The 12,671-nt window shown below is 71.7% G+C and carries 9 protein-coding genes; 6 read left to right on the forward strand and 3 right to left on the reverse strand.

Annotation, left to right across the window (positions count from 1 at the left end; genetic code table 11):
• Positions 1–87: 87 nt before the first annotated feature.
• The gene (locus ACWFR4_RS25645) at positions 88–1,695 is read right to left on the reverse strand and encodes a family 20 glycosylhydrolase (protein ID WP_453654704.1); all 1,608 of its coding nucleotides are present in this window, start codon (positions 1,693–1,695) and stop codon (positions 88–90) included.
• A gap of 190 nt (positions 1,696–1,885) precedes the next feature.
• Between ACWFR4_RS25645 and ACWFR4_RS25650 the strand changes: the two genes are divergently transcribed.
• Both ACWFR4_RS25650 and ACWFR4_RS25655 read left to right on the forward strand, forming a co-directional pair.
• On the forward strand, positions 1,886–3,136 hold the full coding sequence (locus ACWFR4_RS25650) for a glycoside hydrolase family 1 protein (RefSeq protein ID WP_453654706.1): 1,251 nt from the start codon (positions 1,886–1,888) through the stop codon (positions 3,134–3,136).
• 10 nt (positions 3,137–3,146) lie between these two features.
• Positions 3,147–3,728: a TetR/AcrR family transcriptional regulator gene (locus ACWFR4_RS25655; protein ID WP_453654708.1), complete on the forward strand. Its 582-nt coding sequence runs from the start codon at positions 3,147–3,149 to the stop codon at positions 3,726–3,728.
• A 156-nt stretch (positions 3,729–3,884) separates the two neighbouring features.
• Here ACWFR4_RS25655 and ACWFR4_RS25660 read toward each other — a convergent pair whose 3' ends face one another.
• Both ACWFR4_RS25660 and ACWFR4_RS25665 read right to left on the reverse strand, forming a co-directional pair.
• A complete protein-coding gene (locus ACWFR4_RS25660; RefSeq protein ID WP_453654710.1) occupies positions 3,885–5,111 on the reverse strand; it encodes a serine hydrolase domain-containing protein in 1,227 nt (408 codons plus the stop codon).
• Between the two features lie 20 nt (positions 5,112–5,131).
• A complete protein-coding gene (locus tag ACWFR4_RS25665; protein WP_453654712.1) occupies positions 5,132–7,453 on the reverse strand; it encodes a glycoside hydrolase family 3 C-terminal domain-containing protein in 2,322 nt (773 codons plus the stop codon).
• 259 nt (positions 7,454–7,712) lie between these two features.
• On the opposite strand from ACWFR4_RS25665, the gene ACWFR4_RS25670 reads away from it, so the two are divergent.
• From ACWFR4_RS25670 to ACWFR4_RS25685, 4 genes are all read left to right on the forward strand, one after another.
• Positions 7,713–8,660: a GDSL-type esterase/lipase family protein gene (locus tag ACWFR4_RS25670; protein WP_453654714.1), complete on the forward strand. Its 948-nt coding sequence runs from the start codon at positions 7,713–7,715 to the stop codon at positions 8,658–8,660.
• 317 nt (positions 8,661–8,977) lie between these two features.
• Entirely contained in the window at positions 8,978–9,922 is a 945-nt protein-coding gene (locus tag ACWFR4_RS25675) for an ABC transporter permease (protein ID WP_453465852.1), read from the forward strand.
• Complete coding sequence (locus ACWFR4_RS25680) at positions 9,919–11,715, forward strand: dipeptide/oligopeptide/nickel ABC transporter permease/ATP-binding protein (protein ID WP_453654716.1); 1,797 nt, start codon at positions 9,919–9,921, stop codon at positions 11,713–11,715. Before ACWFR4_RS25675 ends, ACWFR4_RS25680 begins: the two co-directional genes overlap by 4 nt.
• The gene (locus ACWFR4_RS25685) at positions 11,712–12,566 is read left to right on the forward strand and encodes an ABC transporter ATP-binding protein (protein WP_453654718.1); all 855 of its coding nucleotides are present in this window, start codon (positions 11,712–11,714) and stop codon (positions 12,564–12,566) included. Before ACWFR4_RS25680 ends, ACWFR4_RS25685 begins: the two co-directional genes overlap by 4 nt.
• Positions 12,567–12,671: the final 105 nt, after the last annotated feature.

The following is a 12,671-nucleotide window of genomic DNA, read 5'->3' on the forward strand; positions in this document are numbered from 1 at the left end:
TGGCAGCCGGATAGTTCAGACGGTTCAGACAGTAAAGGGGCGCCTCCACCGCAGTCCGCGCTGGAGGCGCCCCTTCTTCATGTGCGATCACGCCCAGGGCACATCCTCGGCGGCGAAGTGGACGAGCCCGCGCTCGCGCCAGAGCGGCGCGTGGCGGGCGATGCGCTCGCGGTACTCGGCCCAAAGGGGAGGCCGGCCCGTCCACGCTGTCTCGGCGACCGAGCCGAGCCGCGGCAGGAGCAGTGTCGTGAGGTCGTCGATGTCTCGCAGGGTCTCGCCGAACAGGGTTGCCTCGACGCCCGCGACGGACTCGTCGGGGATGCCGTGCGAGGCCGGGTCCCAGGACGCCGTGTGCCGGACATCGCGCGGGCGGTAGTGGGGGAAGCCGAGGCGGGCCGCCGCCTCCGCCTGGCCGGGAGGCGTCACCTCGGGCGCGTAGCGCCGGTCGAGGTACAGGTGGGACTGCGGGGAGAGCAGCAGTCGGCCGCCGCCCGCGAGGACGCGCGCGACGTCGTGGTCGGACGGGGCGAAGAAGGTCCTGAGCGCCGAGGCGATCTCCAACGTCAGCCCGGATGCGGCCAGTTCGGGGCGGGCGGCGAGTTCCTCGGCAGATCCTGGGAGGTCCATCATCGGCACGTCGACCCAGAACTGCGCGATGTCCCCGGGTCCGGCGCCGGCCCGGGAGGATTCCTGCCACGCCACCGGCCGCTTGCCGAACTTCTTTGTGATGCTTCGCAGTTCGTTCACCGCGACGTGGAACGCGTCCTCCGTGATGCCCACCGCTTCGTCGCACCCGATGTGGACGAACGGGCCGTCCGTGACGGCGCACACGTCGGCGAGAACGGCGGAGACCGTGGTGTGTGTGGCCGCGTCGGCGAGGTCGAGCGGGGGCACGAAGGGGAAGCGGTCCGCCAGCCCTTCGGGAGCGGGCGCGGGCGGGAGGTCCGGCAGTGCGGCCCGCAGGGCGGCGCAGTGACCCGGAAGGTCGATCTCGGGGACGATCGTGACGAAGTGCCGCGCCGCGTACGACTGGAGATCCCGGTACTCGTCCGCCGAGTAGAAGGCCGCTGGTCCGGACGCGGCCTGACCGGCAGTCAGCGCGGGGAGCGACGGTACTTCGATGCGCCAGCCCTCGTTGTCGGTGAGGTGGAGGTGCAGCACGTTCAGCTTGTAGAGGGCGGCGAGGTCGATGACCTGGCGCACCTCGTCGGGGGTGAGGAAGCTGCGCGCCGGGTCGATCATCAGGCCCCGCCAGGCGTAGTGCGGGGCATCCCGCAGCTGCAGGGCCCCGATCGTGCCGTCGGGCGGTGCCGTCAGGAGCAGTTGGGCTGCGCTGGTCGCCGCGCGGAAGACGCCTTCGGGTGTGCGCGCCCGGCAGGTGATCCCGTCGGCCCCGACGGTGAGGGCGTAGGCCTCGTCGGCCGGTTCCGCTGTCCCGGCCGGCGCAACTCCGACGGTCCTGCCGAGCGGAACGCCGGTCGCGTCGAGGGTCAGGACGATCTCGCTGCCGTGCGCCGACGGATCGCCGTCGGCAAGCAGGCGCGCGCCGAGGTGTGGGGTCAGCAGGGCCCGTACGGTGCCGGCGACCTGGCTCAGGGAGGGGTCGGCCCGGATGCGCCAGGGGCCGGCGGCCGGAGGTGATCCGGCGCCGGCCTGGGCGGCCTGCTCTGACGGGCTGGGGGTGACGGCGTTCATGGAGTCCTCCACCGGCAGGTCCGAAAGCCCGGGGGGCCGGTCGCCGGATCGTCAGGTGCGGCGTTGTGGCGCCCCCGGGCGATCGGGCCGGCCGGGCTGCGCATTCGCCCGGCGCCACTTCCTCTCCGACCGGCCCCACCTGTACGCTAACACGAAAACCGATCAACGAACGCTTTTCAGGGGTGACCGTATGACGTCGTCAGCAGAGTCCGAACTCGTCCTGCCGGATGGCTTTCTGATGGGTGCGGCCACCTCCGCCCACCAGGTCGAGGGCAACAACACGGGGAGCGACTGGTGGGCCTTCGAGAACCGGCCGGACACCTTCGTGAGCGAGCCGAGCGGGGACGCCGCCGACAGTTTTCACCGCTGGCCCGAGGACATGGATCTGCTGCATGAACTCGGCTTCAACTCCTACCGGTTCAGTATCGAGTGGGCGCGCGTCGAGCCGGTGCAGGGACGCGTCTCGCGTGCCGCCCTCGCGCACTACCGGGACATGGTCCGCGGGGCGATCGAGCGCGGTCTCACGCCGGTCGTGACCCTGCACCACTTCACCTGCCCCCAGTGGTTCCAGGCGCGGGGAGGCTGGGCGGCGCCGGACTCCGCCGAGGTGTTCGCGCAGTACACCCGGACGGTGCTCGAGGTCCTGCGGGCCGGGGTGACGTACGTGGCGACGATCAACGAGCCCAACATGGTGGCCCTGATGTCCGCCCTGTACCGCCGCGCCACCGAGAAGGGCGCGGGCGGCACGGGAGCCGCTGCCGGCTTCGCCTCCGTCGAGCCGGCCGCGGACGTCACCGAGGCCCTCATCCGCGCCCATCACGCCGCGACCGAGGTCCTGCGGGACGCCGGCCTGGGGCTCCAGGTCGGCTGGACGGTCGCCAACCAGGTGTACCAGGCCGAACCGGGCGCCGAGGACGTGGCGGCGGCGTACGCGTTTTCGCGCGAGGACGTGTTCCTCGAGGCCGCGCGTGGCGACGACTGGATCGGCGTACAGGCCTACACGCGCCACCTCATCGGCGCGGACGGGCCGCTGCCCGTTCCGGAGGGCGCCGAGACCACACTGACCGGCTGGGAGTACTACCCCGAGGCGCTGGGCGAGGCCGTGCGGCACACCGTCGACGTGGTCGGCCCCGGCGTACCCGTCATGGTCACGGAGAACGGCATCGCGACCGGCGACGACGAGCGCCGCGTCGACTACACGACCCGCGCTCTGGAGAGCCTCGCGTCGGCCATGGCCGACGGCATCGACGTACGCGGCTACCTCCACTGGAGCGCCCTCGACAACTACGAATGGGGCACCTACCGGCCGACGTTCGGGCTGATCGCGGTCGACCCGGACACCTTCGCCCGCACCCCCAAGGAGTCGGCCCGCCGGCTCGGTGCGCTCGCCCGCTCGGGCCGGATCCCGCACGCCCCGGCCGGCGCTCTCAGCGCACGCTAGGCTGGCTGACATGGCGAAACGGGGCCCGTACGAGAAGGGCGAGGCGAAGCGCGCCGAGATCCTCCACGCGGCGTTGGAGATCTTCGCGAGTGAGGGATACCGCGGTACCTCGCTGCGCAAGGTTGCGGCCAAGTGCAATCTGAGCCTTCCGGGTCTCATGCACTACTTCGACTCGAAGGAGGACCTGCTGACGCAGGTCCTGCGGATGCGTGACGAGACGGCCAGGATCCGGCACGCGGAGCGGACCGACCCGCAGAGCTATCGCGAGCTCATCCGGGAGAGCACGAGCACGCCCGGACTCGTGGAACTGTTCGTGTCCATGGCGGCAGCCGCGAGCGATCCGACTCACCCGGCGCACGCCCACTTCGCCGAGCGCTATCCGACGATGCGCGAACGCACGGCGGACTATCTGCGCAGGCGGATGGACGAGGGCACACTGCGCTCGGACATCCCGCCGGAGCGGCTCGCGGTCCTGTTCATCGCGCTGGCCGACGGAATCCAGCTGCAGTGGCTGATCGACCGGTCCACCGACATGGAGCAGCCCATCGAGGACGTGATGAGCCTGCTGGCGGCGAAACCGGATGAGGAGTGACGGTTCCGCTGCGAGAGACGTGAAGAGGGCCGGAGGCGGTGTCCGCCTCCGGCCCTCTGTGCGTTGACGTGTGGCCGGCGTTCCGCTGCGTGCCGGCGTTCTGCTCACTGGTGTGTGTGTCCCGCCCTCTGCGCGGTGCCGCGTGGCCTCGGACGTTCACCACAAGCCGGTGGTCAGCCCCGCGGCCCGGCGGATGGCCCGGGTCCACGGAATCCAGCGCGGGTCGGGGCCCTGGGACCCGTCCCACGTCATCTCCGTGCAGGTGTAGCCCACGGCCAGGCCGCTCTCCGGGTGCGCCATGCCCAGGCGGCCGCCCGCCCCGGCGTGGCCGAAGGAGCCCTCGCCGAGCATCGGCAGGCCGGGGCGCGGGAGTTCGAAGCCGAGGCCGAAGCGTGCCGGGTGCGTGTGCGCGGGGCGGCGCAGTGGCGCCGGCGCGGGCAGATGGTCGGTGCGGGGTGCCCGTGCCCGCTCCACGGTCAGCGGCGACAGCAGCCGCACACCGTCGACGTGTCCTGTCAGGGCCGCGTAGAGCCGGGCCAGGCCGCGGGCGTTGCCGATGCCGCCGGCCGCGGGAATCTCGGCGGCGCGGCCCTGCCGGGAGCGGAACGCGGCGGTGACGGCGGCGAGTTCGGCCATGGACGCCAGGATCGAGCGGGCGAGCCGGTCGTCCGGTGTGAGGCCGACGGAGTGCAGCGCCGCGGCAATCGCCTCGGACGTGGGCGCCGCCCCGGGCTGGTGCTGCTGGACGAACCTGTGCTCTTCGTGCGGTGGCAGTCCGATCCACAGGTCGAGCCCCAGCGGGCCGGCGACCTCGGCCGCGAAGAACGACCCGACGGTGGCGCCGGTGACCCTGCGCACCACCTCGCCGACCAAGTGGCCGTAGGTGAGCGGGTGGTAGTGGAAGGCGCTGCCGGGCCGCCACACCGGCCGCGCGTCCGCGAGCCGGGCCACGCACCCGTCCCAGTCGAACAGGTCGACGGCGGCGGCATCGGCCGGGTCGCGGGTGAACGCGGGCAGCCCCGCGCTGTGGGTGAGGAGGTCGGCGACCGTCGTTCCGGCCTTGCCGTTGCGCGCGTACTCCGGCCAGTAGCGGGAGACCGGGTCTGTCACATCGAGCTCGCCGTTCTGGGTGAGCATCTGGACGCAGACGGCCGACAACCCCTTGGTGACCGACATCAGCACGCCCACCGACTCGGGCCCGTAAGGGCGGGCGCCCGCCGGTCCGGCGGCCGTCCAGGTGTCCACGACGAGGCGCCCGCGCCGGTACACCGCGAGCTGCGCCGAACCGGGGTCCCGCGCCTGGGCGTCGGCGAACGCGTCGAGCACCGGCTCCCACCCGGCCGCGGCCTCGCCCTCGATCACCGCGGCGCCCTCACTCGTCATCGTCGATCACCGCTGCACCCTCACTCGTCGTCGGTCGGGGGTTCCCCTCCGGCCGCCTCCGCCGCCACCTTGGCCGACAGCGTGATCACGTCCTCGGGGCCGACGCTGCTCTGCGGGAAGTCGGCGATGACATCGAGCGGAACTCCCGCCAGGAAGCGCCGCATCACCGGATCGGCCATGGCGCCCGCGCTCTCGTCCGTGCGGCCGCGGGCGAACGCCTCCGCAAGGAGCGGCCCGCCGACGGGGTGTTCGAGCCATTCCGCCAGGGTGTGGCGCCCTGTCAGCAGAATCCGGGAAGGGTCTCCGTCGAGCGTCACCGGAACGGTGAGTCTGATGTCCCGGGACGAGGCCGCCGCCTCGAAGTGGTGGACACCGCCCTCCACACGCCATTTCGCCTCGCGCTCGCTGTAGTGGGCGAGGTCGGCCCGGTCCACGCTCACGCGCACCTCCACCTCCTCGCCCGGCGCCAGCTCCACGGACGCGAACCCGCGCAACTCGCGCTCCGGGCAGGCCACTCGGCCACCCGCCGGTCCCCGGCTGTAGATCTGTACGACCTCGCGCCCGGCCCGCTGCCCGGTGTTGGCCACCCGTACGCGCAGATCCAGACGTGCGCCGTCGGCGCCCGGCAGCACCGTCAGGGCGGAGTACGTGAACGTCGTGTAGGACAGTCCGTGCCCGAACGGGAAGGCGACCTCGGTGCGGCGCTTGTCGTAGCCGCGGTATCCGACGAACACGCCTTCCCCGTAACGGACATGGCCCTCCTCGCCCGGGAAGGACAGATGTGACGGGGAGTCCTCCAGGCGCAGCGGGATCGTCTCGGCGAGCCGGCCCGACGGGTTGACCGAGCCGAACAGGACGCCGGCGAGCGCCGCGCCGCCGCCCTGGCCGAGGAGCCAGCCCTCGACGAGCGCCGGCACCCGGTCGTGCCAGGGAGCGGTGCGGACCACACCGCCGTTGGACAGGACCACGACGACCCGCGGGTTGACCGCCACGACGCGCTCCAGGAGCCGCACCTGCGCTGCGGGCAGGTCGATGTGGTCGCGGTCGAAGCCCTCCGACTCGTCCTGCGCGGGCAGTCCGAGGAAGAGCAGCACGGTGTCGCTGCCCGCGGCGAGCCGCTCGGCCTCCTCGACGAGATCCTCCGCCGGTTCCGCGTCGGCGCCCGGCAGGGCGTAGCCGGCCGCGAACGTGACGCTCGCACCGTCCGCTGCCGCGTTCAGGCAGTCCAGCGGTACGTCCAGCCGGGTCGGGGTGACCTGTGAACTGCCGGCGCCCTGGAAACGCGGGGTGCGGGCCATCTCGCCGATCACGGCGACGGTCCCGGAGCCCGGGGCCAGGGGCAGCAGTTCGCCGTCGTTCTTGAGCAGGACGACGCATCGCTCGGCGGCCGTCCGGGCCAGTTCGTGGTGTGCCTCGTACGACACCTCGTCGGCCCCGGTGCCGTCGGCCGCGGTGGCGCGACGGGCGAAGAGCGCGAGCCTGGCGACCGACCGGTCGAGCGCCCCGGCGTCCAGCTCGCCGCTCTCGACGGCCGCGACGACCTCGGCGTCGGTCCGTCCGCCCGTGCCCGGCATCTGCAGGTCGAGCCCGGCGCGCAGCGCGGGTACACGGTCGCGTACCGCTCCCCAGTCGGACATCACGACACCGTCGAAGCCCCACTCGGTGCGCAGGATGTCGGTCAGGAGGCGGTGGTTCTCGCTCAGGGGTACGCCGTTGACCGCGTTGTAGGCCGACATCACCGACCAGGGACGGTCCCGGCGGACGATGCGCTCGAAGGCGCGGAGGTAGATCTCACGGAGCGGCCGCTCGTCGATGTCGGCGCTGACGCGCATGCGGTCGGTCTCCTGATTGTTCGCCGCGTAGTGCTTCAGCGCGGCGCCCACACCCGCCTCCTGCAGCCCGCGCACCATCGCGCCGCCCACCTCGGCGGTGACGAGCGGGTCTTCGGAGAAGTACTCGAAGTTGCGTCCGCACAGCGGTGACCGCTTGATGTTGATGCCGGGACCGAGCACGACGTGGACGCCGTGCGCCCGTGCCTCGGCGGCGATGGCGGCGGCGACCCGGCCTGCGAGCTGCGGATCCCAGCTGCTGCCGAGCGCGACGGCCGGGGGGAAACAGGTGGCGGGCGCCGCGCTGTGCAGGTCGACCTGGCCGCCGTCGCCCTGCTCCTTGGGCAGCCGCAGTCCGTGCGGCCCGTCGGACAGGGACACGGCCGGGATGTCTCCTGCCGCCTGGGTGACGAAGTCACCCGCGCCGCTGGTCAGCGACGCCTTCTGGGCGAGTGACAGTTCGCTGCCCGCTGTGGGGGCGCCGGGTGCGGGGGAGTGGTGCTGGTGGGTCATTCGGCCTGCCCGGTGAGATGCGTCGACACGGCTGGAGACTCAGCCAATCAAAAAACGTAGGGTGATCGGTTTTTGCTGTCAAGGTCTCCCCGGGATGTCCCGGCAAGTGGGGCGGTGCGCCGGGCGGGGGTGTCCAAGTTGTCGCGCGCAGACGTCTTGACGGCTAGAAACCGATCACCTTACGGTTTTCGAGCTCGGTCGTCCTCGTCCGAGTGAGGCCCTCCGTGCGCCTATGCCGCAGATGAGAAGAGGTACAGCAGTGCAGCTGCACCGTTCGCACCGTTCCTCCCCTGATCCCTCATCCCCAGAAGGCGCCCGGCGCCCTCTGCTCCGCGCCGCCGTCTTCGTGGGCGCCGCCGGGCTGGTGGGGCTGTCCCTCGTCCAGCCCGCGGCGGCCCACTCGAGCGACCGACAGCCTTCCGCGCACGCCAAGCAGGGAGCCGCCCCGGTGCGTTACGTGGCGCTGGGGGACTCGTACAGCTCCGGACTCGGCATCCCCGACGAGGTCGACTCGAACTGCGGCCGCTCCAACAGCAATTACCCCTCGCTGGTCGCCGGGGCCCTGCACGCCACCAGCGTCACCGACGTGACCTGCGCCGGCGCCGACACGAGCAACATGGCCGGGCCACAGGACTCGACGCCTCCCCAGCTGGACGCGCTGCGCCCGGACACGACGCTGGTCACCCTGGGGATCGGCGGCAACGACCTGGGCCTCCAGGAAGTCGGCACCCGCTGTGTCCTGGTCGCGTATCTCGACCCGAACGGGTCTCCCTGCAAGACGAGTTACACCCTGCTCGGCACCGACGAGATCCGCTCGCGCATCAACAGCACCGCGCCCAAGATCGACGCGATCCTCCAGGAGATCCACACCCGCTCACCGCAGGCGAAGGTGCTCCTGGTCGGCTACCCGGTGATCATGCCCGACGACGGGTCCGCGTGCCGCGACGCCATCCCTTTCGCGGCGGGCGACTTCGCCTGGTTCCGCGACAAGGAGAAGGAGCTCGACTCCATGCTCTCCCAGCAGGCCTCCGCCTACGGCGCGACCTACGTCAACACCTACACCCCGTCGGTGGGGCACGACGCCTGCAAGGCCGAAGGGGTGCGCTGGATCGAGCCGAAGGAGACGCCGGAGGCCGCCGGCTTCCACCCCAACGCCGCGGGACACCGCAGCATGGCCGCCCAGGTGCTCGCGAAGGCCGGCTCGTGACCGGCCCCTCGGCGGAGTCGCTCACGTGAAAGCCGTACCGGCCGAGGAAGTCGCTTACCAGCGCTCCCATCGGCACCGCGTCGGGCCCGAGCAGCCACTGTGTCTGGAGACCGTCCCTCACTTACCAGCTGGTCAAATCCCTCCCCGCAAACCTGCTCGGCGGTAAAAACCGCAGGTAGGGTCGCCTCACGATCTCGTCCGCCGATGCGGTGCGGGACGTCCCACGCGCCGCGCGCGGCCCCGCCCCGGAGCGGGGCCGCCGCACCCGGCGCGGTTCACGCCGGCCGATTCGGCCGCGGTCACGGATACCGAGACACATGCTGACCTTCATCACCCGCAGGATCGCCGCGGGAGCGGTGCTCCTGCTCGTCATCTCGTTCCTCTCCTACGTGCTTCTGTCGATCCCGGACATGGATGTGGGGCGCCAACTCCTCGGCGAGGGGGCGTCGCAGAACGTCGTCGACGCCAAGAACGCCCAGCTGGGACTCGACCGGCCGGTCCTCGCGCAGTACACGGACTGGCTCTCCCACGCCGTGCGCGGGGACTTCGGCACGTCCTGGTTCTCCAGCGAGGACGTCTCCCAGGCCATCGCCAACCGGCTGCCCGTCACCGTGAGTCTCATGCTCGGCGTCACGCTCGTGACGGCCCTCGTCTCGTTCCTGCTCGGCGCGTGGGCCGGGATGCGACGTGGCGGCGCCGTCGACCGCGGCGTCCAGATCCTCGGCGTCCTCGGCTACGCGCTGCCCGGATTCCTGGTGACGCTGATCCTCGTACTGGTCTTCGCGGTCCGACTGAACTGGTTCCCCGCCATCGGATACACCCCGTTCACCGAGTCGCCGGGCGGCTGGCTCTCCACCGTCACGCTGCCGGTGATCTCGCTGTCGGTCGCCTCCGTGGCGGGCGTCTCCCAGCAGGTGCGCGGCGCCGTCATCGACGTCCTGCGCCAGGACTACGTCCGCACGCTGCGGGCCCGTGGACTGCCCCCGTCCCGCATCGTGCTCAAGCACGTCCTGCGCAACGCCTCCGCGCCCGCCCTGTCCGTCCTCGGCATGCAGTTCGTCGGCCTGCTCGGCGGCGCCGTCCTTGTCGAGCAGATCTTCGGCCTGCCCGGCCTCGGCAGCATGACCGTCACCTACACCACCCGCGGCGACATCCCCGTGATCATGGCGCTCGTCATGCTCACCGTCATCGGCGTCGTCCTGATCAACCTCCTGGTCGACATCGTGATCGGCTGGCTCAACCCGAAGGCGAGGATCGCATGAGCGAGAACCTCCCTGCCGATCCGGCACCGACCGCGAAGACCCCGGCGGACGCCGACCGTTCCCGCGGCATCCTGTGGCGGCTCGTCCGCAATCCGCTGGGCGCCGTCTCCCTGACGGTCCTTCTGCTCCTGGTCGCGGCGATGCTGCTCGCTCCGCTCCTCGCACCCCAGGCCCCCGGGGACGCGTCGCTCGCCGACGCGTTCGCCGGTCCGAGCTCCGGCCACCCGCTGGGCATGGACTCGGCGGGACGCGACATCCTCTCGCGGATCCTGTACGGCGGGCGCAACACCCTCGGCGGCGCCGTCATCGCCCTCGGCATCGCGCTCACGCTCGGTGTCCCCGCCGGCCTGTACGCCGGCTACTACGGAGGCCGCTTCGACTCCGTCGCCAACTGGCTCGTGAACCTCGTGATGGCGCTGCCCGCCATGGTCGTGCTCCTCGCCTCCCGCGCCATCCTCGGCCCCAACGTCTGGGTCCTGATGGTCGTCCTCGGATTCCTGTCCTCCCCCAGCTTCTTCCGCCTGGTGCGGGGCATCGTCGCGAACGTCCGGGGCGAGTTGTACGTCGACGCCGCGCGCGTCTATGGACTCTCCGACACCCGCATCGTGGCCCGGCACGTCCTGATCGTCGTCCGCGGCCCCATCATCATCCAGATCGCCCTCGTGTCCGGCCTCGCCATCGCCCTCCAGGCCGGCCTCGAATTCCTCGGTGTCGGCAGCGGCGACTCCGCCACCTGGGGCGCCATGCTCAACGAGGCGTTCCAGAACATCCAGCGCCGGCCGATCCTGCTGCTGTGGCCCGGACTCGCCCTCGGCCTGACCAACGCCGCACTCGTCCTGATCGCCACGGCCCTGCGGGACTCCCTGGAGGACCGCGCGGGACAAGCGTCCCGTCGTACGCGAACTCCCGCCCGCACGGCCGATGCCGCGGCCCCCGCGGACTCCGGCGAGGAGCGGGCCGAGCTTCTGTCGATCCGCTCGCTCGCCGTCGCCTATCCCGGATCAGAGGGCGGCGACAAGGAGGTCGTCCACGAGGTCGACCTCGATGTGCGGCCCGGCGAAATCGTCGGCCTGGTCGGCGAGTCCGGTTCCGGCAAGACGCAGACCGCGTTCTCCGTGCTCGGCATCTTCCCCGAGGGCGGCCGGATCTCCCGCGGCAGCGTCCTCGTCGCGGGCCGGGAAGTCGTGGGGATGCCCGAGCGGGACCACCGCGCCCTGCGCGGCGCGACCGTCGCGTACATCCCGCAGGAACCGATGAGCAACCTCGACCCGGCCTTCACCATAGGCAGCCAGCTCATCGAACCGATGCGCCACGTCCTCGGCCTGTCCCGCAAGGAGGCGGCCGAGCGCGCCGTCGACCTGCTCCGCACCGTCGAGATCCCGAACCCCGAACAGGTCATGCGCCGCTACCCGCACGAGATATCCGGCGGCATGGCCCAACGCGTACTCATCGCCGGCGCCATGTCCTGCGACCCCGCACTCCTCATCGCCGACGAACCCACCACCGCCCTCGACGTCCGCGTCCAGGCCGAAGTGCTCGACCTGCTGCGCCGCCTCCAACAGGAGCGGAACCTGGGCGTCCTGCTCGTCACCCACAACCTCGGCGTCGTCGCGGACCTCTGCGACCGGGTCGCCGTCATGAACAAGGGCCGCATCGTGGAGACCGGCACCACCGAGCAGGTGCTCCACGACCCGCAGGACGACTACACCCGCACCCTGCTCGACGCCGTTCTCGACAACGCCCCCGCACGGGAGCCCTGGCAGCCCCGCGAGGCAAGGAGCACCACCGTATGACCGGCGCATCGGCGTCCGAAGCCCTGCTGACCGTCGAGGACGTGCGGGTGTCGTTCCCCGGCAAGGGGTGGCGCGCGCCCCGCACCGAGGTGCTCAAGGGGGTGGACCTCGACATCCGGCCCGGCGAAACCCTCGGCCTGGTCGGCGAGTCCGGCTCGGGCAAGACGACCATCGGCCGCGCCATCCTCGGTCTGGTGCCGGTCGCCTCGGGCACCATCACCCTCGACGGCGAACGCATCGACACGGCGACCACGGCACGCCGCCGGGCCCTCAGCCGTGACCTCCAGGTCATCTTCCAGGACCCGTACACGTCGCTGAACCCGTCCCTCACCATCGGCGACACCCTCGCCGAACCGCTCCTCGCGCAGGGCGTCGACGCCCGCGAGGCGCGCGGCCGGGTCGGCGGCCTGCTCGACCGGGTCCACCTGCCGTCCGACGCGGCGCGACGCCTGCCGCGCGAGTTCTCCGGCGGCCAGCGCCAGCGCGTCGCCATCGCCCGCGCCCTCGCGCTCCGCCCGCGCCTCGTCGTCTGCGACGAACCGGTGTCCGCGCTCGACCTCACCACGCAACGGACGGTGCTCGACCTCCTCCTGGAGATCCAGCAGGAGACCGGGGTGTCCTACCTCTTCGTCTCCCACGACCTGTCGGTGGTCCGCTGCATGAGCCACCGGGTCGCCGTGATCCACCGGGGCGAGATCGTGGAAACGGGTGAAGCCGACCACATCACACGCACCCCCGACCACGCGTACACGCGAACGCTGCTCCTGTCGGCTCCCGTGGCCGACGTGGCGCAACAGCGCCGCCGCAGGCAGCTGCGCCTGGAGCCGGAGCGGCCGAGGCAGGCTTCCTGAACAGGGGACGGGAGAGCGGCGGACGCCCCGCTTCTCACAGCCGCGGGCCGGTGAGTGTGTGGCGGGCGTAACCGCCCGTGATCACTTGGGTTGACGTCGGGGTAA

The organism is Streptomyces sp. NPDC055140, from assembly GCF_053607285.1.